Here is a 15728-nt window from a genome sequence, read left to right on the forward strand (position 1 = left end):
ACCGGATATCGCTTCTTGTGAATGCGCATCAGGTAATCAGGGGTACCGAAGGCTTGTTTGCGGTCGCAGGGATCGACGACCTTCGCACGGGCCATCCCGACCTTGAAGCCGCCCTCCAGGGCCTCCGTCCCGATATTCCCACCCTGCTACTCTCTCATCGCCCGGAAATCTTCCCGCAGGCCGCAGAGCGCCGCATACCACTGACGCTGGCGGGACACTGGCATGGCGGTCAAATCAAGCTGAGCCTTCCTGGCGTGGCCCTCAGCCTGGCGCACTTGCGAACTCGATATGTTGAGGGGCTCTTCCGTATCGGCGAGTCGCGCCTTTACGTCAATCGAGGGATCGGCACAACGTTCACTCCCATCAGGCTCAATGCACCGCCGGAAATCACCGTGTTCCAGCTCACATGATCGAACAGTAACCGGTCAAGCGGAACCAGCACTCTCGCTTTGGCAGTCTCTTGCATGCTGCGCTATAGTACACCACGAGAACGAGGAGGTCGAATGAAGAGTTATCGGAAAGAGTTGTGGTTTAACACTCCCACAAGGTTGGCCTTTCTAAACATCACAGGAGAGGTGGAGGAGTGTCTCCGCGAGAGCGGCATCCGAGAAGGCCTGCTTCTCTGCAACGCAATGCACATAACGGCCTCTGTTTTTATCAACGATGATGAATCGGGCCTCCATCGTGACTTCGAGGTGTGGCTGGAGAAGCTGGCGCCTCACGAACCTGTTGCGCATTACCGCCACAACGTTGGCGAAGAAAATGCCGATGCGCACCTGAAGCGTTCCGTGATGGGGCGTGAAGTAGTGGTCGCTGTGACAAGCGGGAAGCTCGACTTCGGGCCGTGGGAACAGATTTTTTACGGTGAGTTTGACGGCAGGCGAAAGAAGAGAGTGCTGGTCAAGATTATCGGAGAGTGAACTACAGGCTCTCTCGCATAATCTCTTGCCGCGTTGAACCCTTTCCTTTCGTGGTACAGATTGTGCATGACCACTACGGTGCCGGGCGGCTTGCAGTTTTCGCCCCTTCTTAAAATCATAGGCAGGGTTTCTCGCATGACAATAAATGACGAATTGTTCAGCAAGGTTATGGATAATATCCGTGAGGGAATCTATTTCGTAGACCTGGACCGGAGGATGACATATTGGAATAAAGGCGCCGAGAACCTGACAGGTTATGCAGCCGCCGATATCCTGGGGAAGCGCTGTCCGGACGACCTTCTGGTGCATGTTGATGACCGCGGCACCGTATTGTGTTCTGAAGGCTGCCCCCTGCAGAAGTCAATGAAAGACGGTTTGCCGCATGAGGCTGAGGTCTATCTGCGGCACAGGAGCGGCCATCGTTTACCCGTTTCTCTGCGCGTGTTGCCGATCTTCGATCCCGACCGCAACCTCACAGGAGCCGTGGAAATATTCACGGACAACTCGGAAAGGGTGGCCCTCCGGCAGAAGATAGCAGAGCTCCAGAAGGATGCGCTGCTCGATCCCCTCACGGGGCTGGCTAACAGGCGCTATGCCACCGAGACGCTGCGGGGCATGCTTGACCAGATGATCCGGTACGGCTGGACCTTCGGAGTAGTTTTCATGGATATAAACCTTTTCAAAACAATAAACGATACCTATGGTCATGATGTCGGCGATCAGGTGTTGAAGATGGTTGCAAGAACTCTGCAGGCAAACTCGCGTTCGTTTGATGTCATGGCGCGGTGGGGTGGCGAGGAATTCCTCGCCATAATCGTCAACGTAAACGATCAAACCCTTCACAGAGTGGCGTACAAGCTTCGCACTCTGGTTGCGAGATCTTCACTCCATGTTGGAACCGAGAGAATAGGCGTAGCGCTCTCTCTGGGGGCAACACTTGCACAGCCGGGAGATACGGTGGAAACCCTCGTGAAAAGGGCAGACCAGGCGATGTACCGGCAAAAATTGAGGTCGAGAAACCAGGAGTCCGCGAAAATAGCAGTCTGACGCAGCCGCGCGTCCTGCGCGCTCACGTGGTCAGAAGAACCCGCCCCCAGCGGGCCCCGACATGTGCAATATCTTACCAGCGATCCCGTCACTCATTTAGGCACTCATTTAATGATTGACATATGACGCGGCCGTGTTAAAATTCAATCACAAACCGGCTGCTCGTAAGAGCGCCACATTACCCTGTGAGGAGGGCATCATGGACGGGAGCGTGTATAAGATCATTGAGATCGTTGGCACGAGCAAAAATTCATGGGAAGAGGCGACCAAAAATGCAATCGAAACCGCTTCCAAATCGCTGGAAGACCTGCGCATAGCCGAGGTCATAAAGATGGATGTGGCGATCGAGAACGGCAAGGTCAGTGCTTTTAGAATAAGGCTCAACTTATCTTTTAAGTATCACGGCGAATAATAGTGCATTATTTTCTTGCGGAGGCGCGGGGCCAGAGTAACTCTTGCCCCGCCTTCTCTTACACCGGGGTGGCAGCTAGGAAATTGAGCTGCCGTTAGGGATTTCTTTTTCGGTAGTGAGAAGAACGACCGATTTCTTTTCTGAATCAGACGCCGCGAGCAGCATCCCGTGCGATGTGAGCCCCCTGATTGTTCGCGGCTCAAGGTTGGCGACCACAGCGATTTTCTTGCCGATAAGTTCTTCCCTGGTGTAATGAGCCTTTATGCCGGCTACAATCTGCCTTTCTTCACCCATGTCTATCGTCAGCCTGTAAAGCCTGTCCGCACCCGGCACATCATCACAGGCTTTTATTTCTGCGACGCGCAAGTCGATCTGCTTAAAAAGGTCAAATGATATATTCTCCATTGCGTGCTCCTCTTTTCAAGAATATAGGTTCGTTGGATGGCGCCAGTCGATGTTCTATTATACCAGATGAGGTTTCAATTTGTTAAAGGATAGTCCCTACCTGTGGTGTGTTCTCTCAGCCTATGTACTTATCCAGATCTTCAAGTATTTACTCGAGTGGCTCAACATCAGATTCATGAGAATGCATGGCGGCAGCGTGCCCACCGGCCTCGAAGGCTCGTTTGACGCGGCGTTGCTCGACAAGAGTCAGTCTTATATGATCGACCGGACAAGACTCGGCGTGGCAGAATCCGTCTTCATGAGTCTTGTGCTGATCACATTCTTTTTCGGCGGCTTGCTCGATAGATACAATTCATGGGTCGCGAGCCTCCATCTTCCCTTCTTGCTTGCGGGCTGGGTATTCTTTCTTATCCTGTCGTTCGCGGAACAGGTACTCTCGACGCCCTTTCGCCTGCTCACTGTGTTCCGGCTGGAACGGCGATACGGTTTTGCCACAACCACGGTCAGGCTCTGGCTTTTCGACCTTGCCAAAGAGCTCATCCTCTCGACACTGATTCTCTCCATCCTTGTCTTTCCGGCCCTGTGGCTGATCAGTCAGAGCCCCGCCTACTGGTGGTTCTGGTTCTGGGTTGTTATCTGCTCGTTCACGCTTCTATTGAACTATATATCGCCCTACGTGATAGAGCCCCTCTTCAACAAGTTCACACCGCTGGAGGATGAGACCTTAAGGGAGCGCATCATCCTTCTTGCGCTAAAGGCAGGCATCAGCGCACGAAAAGTGCTCAAAATGGACGCCTCGAAAAGGACGAGACATAGCAACGCTTATTTCACCGGATTGGGAAGAGCAAAGCGCATTGTCCTCTTCGATACCCTCCTTACCGGTATGAGCCATGGAGAGACTCTTGCCGTGCTGGCCCACGAGATTGGCCACTGGAAGCGCCATCACCTCCTTAAGAACATGCTCGTGCTGCAGGCTTTCTCTCTTGCCGGTCTCTATCTTCTCTTCCAGATCACGAAAACCGGTCTCCTCAGCACGCTATTCCGGATCAACGTGGACACTTTCTTCTCCCGCATCACCCTGGCCGCTTTCCTGGCAAGCATGGTGCTCTTGCTGGTGTATCCGTTGATAATGGCTTTCACGCGACGCATGGAGAAAGAGGCGGATTTCTTCTCGCTTGAACTCATGACGGATACCGGTGCCGGTGCGCCGGACCTGATCAGCGCCCTTGCTAAACTGTCAAAAGACAACCTCTCCAATCTCCATCCTCACCCCCTGTACGTTATGTTCCATTACTCCCACCCCCCTGTTCTCGAGAGGATCCGTGTGCTCCGCGAAGCGGAAAACAAAGGGTATGGTTCACGGGTCACGTGACCCACGTCCATACCCCTAGCTTTTTGTATACAAAATGCTTATAGTGACCCTATGAAGAAAAGAATCCGACTCGTATCCGGAGATCCGGCGACACCCTTGGAAAATAACGTACAGAGAGTACCCCGTGGGCAGGACGACAATCTCCTTGATGCTTATTCACGCGCGGTGACCGGCGCAGTGGAGAAGATAGCGCCCAGCGTTGTCAAGATCGACGTAAAGCAACGTATCCTCCACCGAATCAGCGGCAGAGGCGAACCCGACGAACTGCAGGGGAGTGGTTCTGGCTTTATCTTTACCCCGGACGGGTTTATCCTCACCAATAGTCACGTGGTGCACCGTGCGGTCTCCGTAGGGGTGACTCTTTCGGATGGACGTGGCTACCCGGCTTACATGGTGGGAGATGACCCTGACACCGATCTGGCGGTAATCCGGATCGATGCGCCGAATCTCAGTGCAGCCGCTCTGGGAGATTCCTCTCCGCTGCGCGTGGGGCAGTTGGTAATTGCCCTCGGAAATCCCTACGGCTTTTACTCAACGGTTACAGCAGGGGTCATCAGCGCCCTAGGACGCTCTCTCAGATCACAGTCCGGCAGGCTGATAGATGACGTGATCCAGACCGATGCCGCTCTTAATCCCGGGAGTTCCGGGGGTCCACTGGTCACGTCCAGCGGCGAAGTGATCGGCGTCAACACTGCGGTCATTCTCCCGGCCCAGGGAATCTGTTTTGCCATCGCTGTCAACACGGCAAAGTTCGTGGTGGCGGGTCTCATGAAAGAAGGAAGGATCAGAAGGAGCTACATCGGTGTGGCCGGCCAGACGGTGCCGCTTCACCGAAGAGTGGTGCGCTTCTACCGGCTTCATGCCGAAAGCGGGGTGCTCGTTGAATCTATTGAAAAAGGCAGTCCCGCTCAAAGGGCCGGACTACTCAAAGGTGACATCATAGTAGGATTTGACGACAAGCCTATTGGCGCCATCGACGACCTGCACCGCGAGCTCACGCAGAAGAAGGTGAATAAAAGCATAAGGATGACGTTATTGCGCGGTACTGAAAAACTCGCGGTAGAGATCACGCCCGCGGAACGGCCAGAGTAGAGGAAGAGGTCGCGCCCTATAGAACCTCATTCTCATGGCGTGCTAAACTAGGCGCATGCTTCGCGTCGGCATCTGCTCCTGGACTGAAAAGACTCTCATTCAAAGCGGTGCGTTCTATCCACCCGAGGCGAAAACCGCCGAGGCGCGTCTCCGTTACTATGCTTCCCGCTTCGACACGGTAGAGGTGGACTCGACGTATTACGCCATACCTGATCAGAAGACAGCCTGGCTCTGGGACCTGCGCACTAAGCCCGACTTCACGTTTCACATCAAGGTATACGGAGCTCTTACAGGCCATCACATCGATACTAGAACGCTGCCTAAAGACGTGCAAGGCCTCGTCGCAAAGGACAGTGGCAAGGGGTACACGTACATCAAGGAACCTTCAATCCTTCGTCTGCTGGCCCAGCGGCAGACAGAGGCACTAGCGCCCTTGAGAAGAGCTGGAAAGCTTGGTCTCATGCTCTTTCAATTTCCGCCCTGGTTCACGCGCTCTAGCTCCAGCAGAGATTATATTCTGGCATGCAAAGAGATGATGGACGGGCTACCCGTTGCAGTTGAATTCAGGCACGGCAGCTGGCTTACTCCCGACAAAGCCCCTGACACACTTGCGTTTCTGGCACGGCATGATCTCACGTACGTGACCGCAGATGAGCCGCAATATGGCGACCAGCGCACTATTCCTTTCATTCCTCACGCAACTGCGGAAACGGCCTACTTCAGGTTTCACGGCCGCAACAAAGAGAACTGGCTCAAGAAGAACGTCGAGACTTCGTTACGATACGCGTACTCCTACCCTGACAAAGAATTGTATGAATTCGTCCCTCACCTGGAATCTACAGGCAAGACTGCGAAGACCACATATGCGATGTTCAACAACTGCCACCGCAACTACGCCGTTGCGAACGCAACGCGGCTCAAGGAACTCTTGAAGAAAGACTAGTCCGGTTACTCGGTATTACCTTCCGTGATCACTCCGCACCTTACCGGGTATCAACGCGGCAACAGCGCTGAGAGCCCACAGAAGCAATACGGGTACGCCAATCGCAACATAGATAATCGATTGACGCACCATCAGGAGCGACAGCAGGACTAAGGGTAAAAGCGCCATAACGAGTAGTTTCACACGTACTCCTTCTCCCGCTTTTATTATCGTCCTGCATTCTGAATCCTTAACAGGCGTACAATCTACCGGCGAACAGCAGTTGGTCCCGAACGGAGCAGCGTCGCAGTCAACCTTTATCTATTATTGGTTGACTTCTCCGTTGTTCCCCGATATTGTATAAGCCGTTCTTGGATCTGGACGCCGAAACGCGCAAGATTCGGGGATATGCGCTTAAATCAACTTCGTTGTCAACGTGTGAAAAGGAGAGAAAGTGAAACACACAATAGCATCGCTCAAAGAGAAGGCCATTGCCGCACGGGGTTTGAAAGAGAAAGAGGTGCACCAGCTCTGCGAGTTAGGTAAGAATAGTATCTTCGGTGTGCTGGCAGCAGCTTCGGAGATCAGGGAACATTTTAAGGGGAAGACGATCACTCTCTGCGCGATCATCAATGCAAAATCGGGCCGCTGCCCGGAGAATTGCGCTTTCTGCGCCCAGTCTGCACATCATCGCACTGATGCGCCGGTCTATCCCCTTGTCTCAAAAGATGAGATGGTTGAGAGCGCAAGGAAAGCAAGGGAAGATGGCGCTCATATGTTTGGTATTGTCACAAGTGGTACAGAGATTGGAAATGAGAAAGAATGGAGCCAGATTACGGCAGCGGTGAACGAGATAAAAAGCTCGGGCATCAAACCCTGTGCATCCCTCGGTATGTTGAATGAGCAGCAAGCCCGCGCGTTGAAGCGAGCAGGCCTCTACCGGTACCATCACAACCTCGAGACGTCGAGGAGTTTCTTTCACCGTATCTGTTCGACCCATGAATACGAAGAGGACGTCAAGACAGTAAAGGTGGCCAAAGAAGCAGGGTTGTCCGTCTGTTCTGGTGGTATAATCGGATTGGGGGAACAGATGGAGCACCGCATAGAACTCGCACTCACTCTGAAAGAGCTGGATGTCGATTCAGTTCCAGTGAACATCCTCAATCCCATTCAAGGTACGCCGCTTGAAAAAACGGCAGCCTTACATCCACTGGAAATATTGATGACCCTGGCGCTCTTCAGATTCATCCTGCCGGACAAAGAGATCAAGCTGTGCGGTGGAAAGGAAAAAAGCCTGAGGCAGTTACTCCCCCTGTGCCTTGTAGCCGGCTGCAACTCGCTCATGACCGGCAACTATCTCACAACCACGGGGCGTGACACGCAGCTGGATATGGAAATGATCCGGGATCTCGGCCTCATCCCTGGTGTCTCACAGCAGTGACCATGAGTAAGCTCTGCCCTCCTTCAGACATCAAGCTGCCCTTGAGCATTCTGCCCCGCCAGCGCATCGGCGCAATCCTGACCGTTCAGGTAGGTGATGCAGAATATCGTGCCAGGATCACCGACATAGTGGACGGCATAGCTACTCTGCGGCCATTCGAAGAGTTGTCACCTCCCAGCGAGTCCAACATCAGCATCACGCTTATCCAGGCACTTCCAAAAAAAGAAAAGATGGAGTTGATCATCCAGAAGGCTACAGAGCTGGGCGTCTCCATCATACGTCCCTGTGTATCGGCAAGAAGCATCACGCTCTCCGAACGAGTGCAACACCAGGACAAGACTCATCGGTGGGCCGCCATCGCTGCTAAAGCTGCAGAACAGTCGAGAAGGAGAGTGATACCTCGCATCGAGCAATGCACCGATCTGGCTGCTGCGCTGAACGCAGCGTCAGAAGCCGAACTGAAGCTGATGCTCTACGAGAAAGAGGCACTATATACTCTACACGGCCTCGTGGATAAGCACGTCGGAAGCATCACGATTGTGGCAGGTCCTGAGGGCGGATTTACCCGGGAAGAAGCAGCCCTCGCTCGCACATATGGCTACACACCGGTCAGGCTAGGCGGCAGAATTCTCCGATGTGAAACCGCAAGCATCGCAGCCATATCAATCATCCAGTTTGTGTGGGGAGACCTTTGAAAACAGGCCCAAGGAACAAGGCTAATGGCTCAAAGAAAACCCGACTAGACGGCACCCGAATCTCTCAGCGCGTGGCTTGCTCCTCTGTCCTTGCACCTTGTGCCTCAATCCTTTAACCTAGGCGGCTCTGCCGCCTTATTCTTCGCTTATTTTTCGAATGCCGCAGTAATAGCAGCAGGAGTCACTCATGAAGTTGTTATCAAATACCCTTACCTTGCCATCCTTGAAGCTGATCCTGACATAGCAGAAGCCGCCAGGCACCTCGGATCGTCTTTCCTCCACCACCACACCCGCACCCCAGCGCCTTTCCTTCTTGTGGAAAACCTCATCACCTACTTTCAAATAGAGCGAATACTCCCTACGCATGCCAGCATTGTATATCACCTGACATGTCTTTTCAAGGAGCCGCTCGCGTGCGGAATCAGCCCAGTTCTACCGGCTCTGATACGCCTATTGCGCATCATTTCTCCTTCCAGACATCTACATACGAAGGGGCCAACCGCGCGCATACGATTGGCCCCTGATTGGTACCGTGCTCAGTGCATCAGCTTGCCTGGTGGCAAGCCGTAAGCCATTAGCCGTTCGCCGCTATCTTACATTGTATCTTTCCAGTGGCCGTAGCGCTCCCTCAGGATTCTGTGAAGGATCTTGCCCGCGCCCGACCTCGGCATCTCCTCATCCTTTATGAAGAACACCTTCCTCGGTATTTTGTAGCCCGCTATCTTGCCTCTGCAGTGCTCGCTGATATCCTTCTCCGTGGCCGTCTTGCCCTCGTGCAGCACAACAATTGCCGTCACCTGCTCTCCCCATTTCTCATGCGGGGTTCCGATGACAGCGACGTCTTTCACAGCGGCAAACCCGCCAATGACGTTCTCCACTTCAGACGGGAAGACGTTCTCGCCGCCAGAGATGATCATGTTTGCCTTCCTGTCAACCAGGGTGTAATAGCCGTCTTCATCTCTGAAGGCCATGTCGCCCGCGCTGAAGTATTCCCCCTTCATCGCAGCGGCAGTCTTTTCAGGATCTTTCCAGTAGCCTTCGAAGAGCATCGGGCTACGGGAGTAGAGCTCTCCGACCTTGTTCGGCTCGGTGACAAGCTTACCATCATCATCGTACAGCTCAATGATGTCCGTACCCATCACTTCGCGGCCGATGGAGCCAAGCTTGTTCAGCTGTTCGTGTGGTTTGAGAACCGTGACAATACCCGCCTCGGTGGAACCATATGCTTCGTAAAGCTGAGAATTAGGGAACATTTTGAGGATGCCGAGTTTCGTATCCCTGCGCGCCGGCGCTGACGAGCAGAGCAGCTTTTTCACGCCGGTCAAATCGTATTTCTTTTTCACCTCATCGGGCAGGGCAAGCATCATGATGTAGTGGGTAGGCACAAGGGACGTAAACGTGACCTTGTGGTCCTGGAACGTCCTGAGTAGATCTTCAGGATTGAAACTGACCATGTTGTACGCCATCACGCATCCGCCAACCCAGGTCACGGTGAAGGAGTAGAAGAGCGAGTTCACGTGGCAGCAGGGCATGACCAGGAGATTTGTGTCATCGAATTCAAACTGGTGGTCAAAGATCATGATGAAATACTGCGCAAAGAGAGACGCGTGGGTCTTCATGACGCCCTTCGGCTTTCCTGTAGTTCCACCCGTGTACATGATAACCCAGACATCCTCCGCCGTTACCTTTACATCCGGTTCCTCAGGGCTGGCCGCGGCGATGACGTCCTCGTAGGAGAGATATCCGTCAAACTTCTGATTGTCAACGGCAAACGAAATATACTTCTCCACCGTCGGGAGGTTCTTCTTCATGCCGTTAACATGCTCGACCCATTGATCCTGCACGATGAAGACCTTTGCCTCGCAGTGATTGGTGATGTACTCCATCTCCACGGGTGCAAGCCTAAACATAAGCGGGACGCAAATATACCCGCCTTTTGCCGCTGCCGCGTAGATCTCCATCCACTCAACGCAGTTGTACCCAAGAACCGCAAACCGGTCACCCTTCTTCATGCCCATCTTGGCCAGCGCGTTCGCCAGTCTGGCTGAGCGCTCATTCCACTGCTTGAACGTGAACTGCTTGTTCAAGTCCTTGCAGCCGACCTTGTTCGGCCACTTGAAGGCGTTCACCCTCAACACATCTTTTGCCGTCATCCAGTTTCCGAACTTCATAGCCACCCCTCCTCCTCGAATAGTATTTATGAAATTGGTTACCCCTTAGCCCGATCTCGCTACTCAACAAGCTCCAGGATGTGGTACACGCGCTGCGGCATCTTGCTCCGCGCAACGTTGTCGATGAGGTTGATCATGCATCCCGGGCACGCCGTCACCACGATATCCGCACCTGTTGCCTTGATGCCGTCCATCTTTTTATCCGCAATCTTCTTGGTAAGATCGTAATGATAGACGCTAAAGGAACCACCCATACCGCAGCACATGTCGGCGTTCGGCATCTCCGCGTACTTCAACCCTTTGAGCGACTTCAAGATCGCCCTCGGCTGGTCCTTTATGTTCTGGTATCTTACCAGATGGCACGGGTCATGCCAGGTCGCGGTCTTCCCTTCGAACTCCTTTCTTAATTTGAAATCTTCCGGTCCCAGTTTGAGTACATCCACCACGAACTCGGTGACATCTTTTATCTTCTTCGCGAACTCTTCGTACTCCTTCTGCTGCTGCTCGTTATCAGGCAGATATACCTTGTAATCTTTCAGGGTCGAACTGCATGTGCCGCATGCGGTCAAGACATAATCCAGATCCTTAAAGGCCTTGATGTTGTCTGCGGCGAGTATTCGTCCTGTTTCCATGTCACCGCTGAAATAGATGGCTGCACCGCAACAGTTCTGCTCTTTAGGCACTACCACTTCGATCCCGCGTTTCGTCAGGAAGTCGATGAGTTTCAGTCCGATCTCCGGATAGATAAAATCAGTGGCGCAGCCCATGAAATAGCCCACTCTCATCTTGGGCTGCCCCCCTGTTTGCGGTTTGTTTACCTCCTTGACCTGCTCCCTGAGAAAGGTCTTTGCGATCGCAGGTATGTGCCTGCCCTGGCCCAGTGCCTTCATGAAATCAGGCAGATGGCGTATGTTGCCCTCCCCTTTGGGGAAAAGCCACTGGAATTTTGAAGCAAGCTTCACGTAACGGCCGAATGTCTTTCTGTTGGCCATCACTTTGCGGAACGCGAAATTCTTGATGAAAGGAAGCCCTTTGTCCTTCACCATCTGGGCACGCGCTCCAACTACGACGCGATCGATCTGCGACTTGGCCGGGCAGTTCACCACGCAACGTTTGCAGAGCAGGCACTTGCCTATGATCTCCCCCATCTCTTTGGTGAATTCCTGCTCTCCCTTGAGCACGAGTTTCGTGAGGTAGTTCTTGCCGCGCGCCAGGCCTGTTTCCACGTGCTCTTCCTGGTACACAGGGCAGAAATATGCGCAGAAACCGCATTTCATGCACTGGTCTGCGAACTTTTCTACTTTCTTCAGCTCTTTAAGGTCCCTCATGGCGGCGCTCCCCCTATTCCCAGATTTTGCCGGGGTTCATGATGTTGTTCGGGTCAACAAGGCCCTTGATGCCCTTCATCAGATCGATCACCGCCGGTTCCATAGTGCGCCTGAGAAACTTGGCCTTCTCGAGGCCTATGCCGTGCTCGCCTGACAGCACACCGCCGAATTCAACTGCTGATTCTATTATTTCGTCCATCGCTTTGAGCGCCCTCTCGTGAAGCTCTTTGTTTTTTTCGTCGCTCATGATTGAAGGGTGTAAATTCCCGTCGCCGGCGTGGCCCAGCACCACGATCTCCACGTTATGTTTTTTAGCCAGCTCTTTGCACCGCTTGATCAGGTTAGGAATCTGCCCTCGTGGTACCGTGACATCCTCAGCCAGTACCGTCGGGGCCTTTCCAAACACGGCCGCGAACCCGGCCCGTCGCGCCATCCAGTATTTGTCAGCCTCAGCTTGATCCTTCGCCACCCTCACGTCGCGGGCACCATACTTCTTTGTAATTTCGACAATCTTTTCAGTCTCCTTTGCAACTGCTTCAGGTATGCCATCTGTCTCAAAAAGCAGAACTGCGTCCGCCTCTTTGGGCAGGCCCATGGGCATCATCTCTTCAATCCTGTTAATCACCCAGTTATCAAGCAGCTCGATCTTGTCGGGGATAACGCCGTTTTCCAGCACCCTAAAAACGCTCTCACCAGCCACGGCAACATCATCGTACACTGCCATGATCGTCTTCTTTGCCGGGGGAAGCGGGTTCAGCTTCAACTCGGCCTTGGTAACTACGCCAAGCGTGCCTTCAGAACTGACAAAGAGCATAGTTAGGTCATAGCCGACCACATTCTTGAGGGTCCGGCCGCCGACATGAATTACTTTTCCCGTAGGGAGCACTATTTCGAGGCCGAGCACGTATTGCTTGGTCACGCCGTACTTGACGCAGGCCGGCCCACCGCCATTCTCTGCGATGACGCCTCCCAGCGTAGCGCCCAGAAAACTCTGCGGGTCCGGCGGAAAAAAGAGCCCTTCCTTGGCGAGCCGCATGGTGAGGTCCATCAGAACCACGCCCGGCTCTACGGTGGCCGTGAGGTTCTCCTTGTCGATCTTCAGGATCTTGTTCATCTTGGTTGTGCAGAGAACAATGCCGCCCTTAATAGGAATGGAGCCGCCGCTCACGTTGGTGCCGCCTCCCCTCGGAGTCACGGGGGTTTTTTCAGCGTTGGCAAGGGTCACGATATCCGCCACGTGCTGGGTGCTCGTCGGAAAGACCACGACATCAGGTTCGTGTATCCAACTTGTTGTACCATCGTACGAATACGCCTTGAGCGCCTCTTTGGACGTCAGAACATTCTCCTCCCCTACAATCTTTTTGAGTCCCTGTACCACGGATTCCTTAATCATGCCATCCCCCTTCAACGTTTTTTACGCTGATAACCCTGTTACTTTGTAGCGTTTCTAGAATTCTTTGTCAAGAAAATAAGCGACCTCTTTCCGGAAATTTTGTATACATCTCTGGGGGAATACTCGACCACCCCCTTGGGGCAAAAATTATGAAAAGCCTTGACAAAATCAAGGAGCGCCGGGTAATTTTCGGCATGGCTCTCTTTGAAACGATTGCGCCCATATTCCTCATCATACTCCTGGGATGTTCGATCAAACAGGCTCGCCTTTTCAAGGATGAGTTCTTCGTTGAAGCCAACCGTTTCGTATACTATTTCAGTTTGCCGGTCCTTATCTTCACCGGCGTCGCGAAGTCCGGTTTGCACTCCTTTTCCTTTGCTCTGATCCTCTCCGCAGTTCTTCCCACGGTAGCTGTCTTCTTCATCGGATGCTGCGTCGGGCGTATAGCGGGCCTCAGGGGAGGTCGGTTCGGCACCTTCGTGCAAGGCACCTATCATGGCAATGTGAGCTATATAGGGTTGGCCGTGGTCTTCTATATGCTGGGGGAGGATGCATTCAGGCAGGGGAGCATCATCGTGGGGTTCCTCGTGCTCACAACGAACCTGCTCTCCTCCATTATACTTTCTATTGCAGCATCAGCCTCGGAGCGGCACGCCGTGAGGCCTCTGGTATCTATAGCAAAAAATCCTGTCATTATATCCTCGGTCGCAGGGATTTGCGTTGCATATCTGGGATTGCCGATGCCGGCCCTCGTCATGAAGAGCATGGCAGTTCTTGCTAACATCGCTTTACCTTTGGCGCTTATAACAATAGGGGCTTCTTTAACACTCGCCAGCGCCAGGACGTCATGGCGGCTCGGGCTGCTCATCTGTTTCATGAAGCTCGTTTTTCTGCCTGGCCTCGCGATCGGTCTTGTGAAGATGTTGGGGCTTCCTCTCGGGTACGCGTCTACGAGTATCATCCTGCTGGCAACCCCGGTCGCGACTCTGGCCTACATCATGGCAGGACAACTGGGAGGAGATGGCGAACTTGCCTCCAACTCCGTGACCCTTTCCACGGCCCTATCGCTCTTCACCTACATGGGGTGGGCAGTGGTTTTAGGATTAGGGTAAAGATTAGGAAGATGATAAAGAAGGTAAAGGTAAACGCCGAAAAGCAGAAAAAACATAAAGCAGGTTGAGGTATAGAGGTATAACTGACTCTTCTCGATTTTACTTTATGCTTTCCTCAACCTTATTCATATTTTACCTGCCACATTAATTTCCTGCCCTTCCCGGTACTTTTTTCCTAGTTCAGGCAGCGCTTTCTTACCGATTCACATCGCGGTTTTTGCCAGTGCAGGCGTCAAATTTCTGTGCAAAACAGTAAAAATGCCCTGACTAGCCTTTTGGCTAATCCTTGGCACAGTTAGGTGACGCCGAAATCGTCCGATAATCACTGTAGATGGGCTTTCTGCTGAATATGACCTTCCATTATCATGCCTTAGAGGCTATCTGGCATATGAATTGCTGTGTCCTCACTGGCCGAAGATGTTTCAGCCGGATATGTAGGACTAAACCCTTCGGTTTAAGTCAATGTGTACCATGGCTCCAAGGCCTGTAATTTCAGGATGTCCAGCACATCCAGCGGCGGTAGCCTGTCCGCCAAGCGAGCCTCCTAAAACTTTTTTCTTAAGCTTCTTTTTGTTGGTCCGATAAAAAGTTGAAAGGGAACTCGGATGGTTGAAACCAATAGCCATAGAAAAAGGGACTTGATAGGCAGCATGAGATTGGATGGCGCTTTCATCCTCCTGATGGGAATAGCTTTTCTTATGTATAGCGCGCTCGCGTTGGCGACGGACAGTGCTCCCAGGGTTCTGGGAACTACTGTCGCTCTGGGCAAAGCATCAATGAAAGCGGGGAACGTTGACCGCTGGATACCTGTCGATGAGAAGACCTATCCAATAACCGATGGGACCGTGCTGAAGACGGAAGACGGCACGATGTCCGTAACCATGAAAGACAGGGCAAGCTTCGAACTCGGCAAGAAAACCGAACTCGTCGTCAATGGGGTCACTGGCAATTATTCGATGCGGCTCCAGCTGGGTACAGTGGCCTTCAGGATATACGAGGGGATGGGACTCTTCGTCGCGACCCCCAGCACGTCCGTGGTGGTGCAGCGCGTACCAGGCATGGTGGAGAATGTCCGCCAGACGGCAAAAAGCGAAATAAGCGGGATCATTACCCATGACGGCAAAGAGACGCAGGTCATTTGCCAGAGAGGAAAATTCGGGGTGATGCGAGCCGCGGCAGAGACATTGATTCTCACCGAAGGGAGCACCACGGTGGTGCAAGATGCAACCGCTGTCACTCAGTCCGCGCAGACGACTGGCACGACAACTCAGGCTGCAACACAACAAGCCTCGTCCCCCAAAATTGTTTTCTATGAGAGTCCCAATGCTCTTCAGAATACAAATGCCAACACAAACACGATCCTTCTACAAAATGTAGAAACGGGAGGTACGGAGGTTAGCAGTGAGAATACTCCATAA

The 15728-nt window shown here is 53.0% G+C and carries 17 protein-coding genes; 11 read left to right on the forward strand and 6 right to left on the reverse strand.

Annotation, left to right across the window (positions count from 1 at the left end):
* The 4 genes from VMT71_00055 to VMT71_00070 all read left to right on the forward strand — a co-directional run.
* The coding region (locus tag VMT71_00055) for a hypothetical protein (GenBank protein HVN22331.1) at positions 1 to 410 on the forward strand (410 nt) is incomplete at its 5' end.
* Positions 411 to 503: 93 nt separating this feature from the next.
* Positions 504 to 920: a secondary thiamine-phosphate synthase enzyme YjbQ gene (locus VMT71_00060; protein HVN22332.1), complete on the forward strand. Its 417-nt coding sequence runs from the start codon at positions 504 to 506 to the stop codon at positions 918 to 920.
* A 135-nt stretch (positions 921 to 1055) separates the two neighbouring features.
* A complete protein-coding gene (locus tag VMT71_00065; protein ID HVN22333.1) occupies positions 1056 to 1967 on the forward strand; it encodes a GGDEF domain-containing protein in 912 nt (303 codons plus the stop codon).
* Positions 1968 to 2166: 199 nt separating this feature from the next.
* On the forward strand, positions 2167 to 2379 hold the full coding sequence (locus VMT71_00070; GenBank protein HVN22334.1) for a dodecin family protein: 213 nt from the start codon (positions 2167 to 2169) through the stop codon (positions 2377 to 2379).
* 75 nt (positions 2380 to 2454) lie between these two features.
* Here the strand turns inward: VMT71_00070 and metG are convergent, their stop codons facing one another.
* Positions 2455 to 2784 carry a methionine--tRNA ligase subunit beta gene (metG, locus tag VMT71_00075; protein HVN22335.1) on the reverse strand — a complete coding sequence of 110 codons (330 nt, stop codon included), beginning with the start codon at positions 2782 to 2784 and terminating at the stop codon, positions 2455 to 2457.
* 79 nt (positions 2785 to 2863) lie between these two features.
* On the opposite strand from metG, the gene VMT71_00080 reads away from it, so the two are divergent.
* From VMT71_00080 to VMT71_00090, 3 genes are read left to right on the forward strand one after another with little or no spacing between them, the layout of a single operon-like run.
* On the forward strand, positions 2864 to 4156 hold the full coding sequence (locus tag VMT71_00080; protein ID HVN22336.1) for a M48 family metallopeptidase: 1293 nt from the start codon (positions 2864 to 2866) through the stop codon (positions 4154 to 4156).
* A gap of 51 nt (positions 4157 to 4207) precedes the next feature.
* Positions 4208 to 5248: a trypsin-like peptidase domain-containing protein gene (locus VMT71_00085; GenBank protein ID HVN22337.1), complete on the forward strand. Its 1041-nt coding sequence runs from the start codon at positions 4208 to 4210 to the stop codon at positions 5246 to 5248.
* A 55-nt stretch (positions 5249 to 5303) separates the two neighbouring features.
* Positions 5304 to 6191 (forward strand): DUF72 domain-containing protein, encoded by an 888-nt coding sequence (locus VMT71_00090; GenBank protein HVN22338.1) that lies wholly within the window; start codon positions 5304 to 5306, stop codon positions 6189 to 6191.
* A 15-nt stretch (positions 6192 to 6206) separates the two neighbouring features.
* Here the strand turns inward: VMT71_00090 and VMT71_00095 are convergent, their stop codons facing one another.
* On the reverse strand, positions 6207 to 6374 hold the full coding sequence (locus VMT71_00095) for a hypothetical protein (GenBank protein HVN22339.1): 168 nt from the start codon (positions 6372 to 6374) through the stop codon (positions 6207 to 6209).
* A 250-nt stretch (positions 6375 to 6624) separates the two neighbouring features.
* Here VMT71_00095 and bioB point away from each other — a divergent pair, with 250 nt between their 5' ends.
* The gene (gene bioB / locus VMT71_00100) at positions 6625 to 7611 is read left to right on the forward strand and encodes a biotin synthase BioB (GenBank protein HVN22340.1); all 987 of its coding nucleotides are present in this window, start codon (positions 6625 to 6627) and stop codon (positions 7609 to 7611) included.
* A 2-nt stretch (positions 7612 to 7613) separates the two neighbouring features.
* Complete coding sequence (locus tag VMT71_00105; protein ID HVN22341.1) at positions 7614 to 8306, forward strand: RsmE family RNA methyltransferase; 693 nt, start codon at positions 7614 to 7616, stop codon at positions 8304 to 8306.
* 135 nt (positions 8307 to 8441) lie between these two features.
* Here the strand turns inward: VMT71_00105 and VMT71_00110 are convergent, their stop codons facing one another.
* The 4 genes from VMT71_00110 to VMT71_00125 form a co-directional block, all read right to left on the reverse strand.
* The gene (locus tag VMT71_00110) at positions 8442 to 8672 is read right to left on the reverse strand and encodes a hypothetical protein (GenBank protein ID HVN22342.1); all 231 of its coding nucleotides are present in this window, start codon (positions 8670 to 8672) and stop codon (positions 8442 to 8444) included.
* Between the two features lie 227 nt (positions 8673 to 8899).
* A complete protein-coding gene (locus tag VMT71_00115; GenBank protein HVN22343.1) occupies positions 8900 to 10477 on the reverse strand; it encodes an AMP-binding protein in 1578 nt (525 codons plus the stop codon).
* 59 nt (positions 10478 to 10536) lie between these two features.
* A complete protein-coding gene (locus VMT71_00120) occupies positions 10537 to 11805 on the reverse strand; it encodes a (Fe-S)-binding protein (protein HVN22344.1) in 1269 nt (422 codons plus the stop codon).
* A 13-nt stretch (positions 11806 to 11818) separates the two neighbouring features.
* Complete coding sequence (locus VMT71_00125; protein HVN22345.1) at positions 11819 to 13198, reverse strand: FAD-linked oxidase C-terminal domain-containing protein; 1380 nt, start codon at positions 13196 to 13198, stop codon at positions 11819 to 11821.
* Between the two features lie 149 nt (positions 13199 to 13347).
* On the opposite strand from VMT71_00125, the gene VMT71_00130 reads away from it, so the two are divergent.
* Together VMT71_00130 and VMT71_00135 are read left to right on the forward strand one after the other, a co-directional pair.
* Positions 13348 to 14310 carry an AEC family transporter gene (locus VMT71_00130; protein ID HVN22346.1) on the forward strand — a complete coding sequence of 321 codons (963 nt, stop codon included), beginning with the start codon at positions 13348 to 13350 and terminating at the stop codon, positions 14308 to 14310.
* Between the two features lie 605 nt (positions 14311 to 14915).
* The gene (locus VMT71_00135; GenBank protein ID HVN22347.1) at positions 14916 to 15728 is read left to right on the forward strand and encodes a hypothetical protein; all 813 of its coding nucleotides are present in this window, start codon (positions 14916 to 14918) and stop codon (positions 15726 to 15728) included.

The organism is Syntrophorhabdales bacterium (assembly GCA_035541455.1).
Classification (GTDB): Bacteria; Desulfobacterota; Syntrophorhabdia; order Syntrophorhabdales; family WCHB1-27; genus JADGQN01.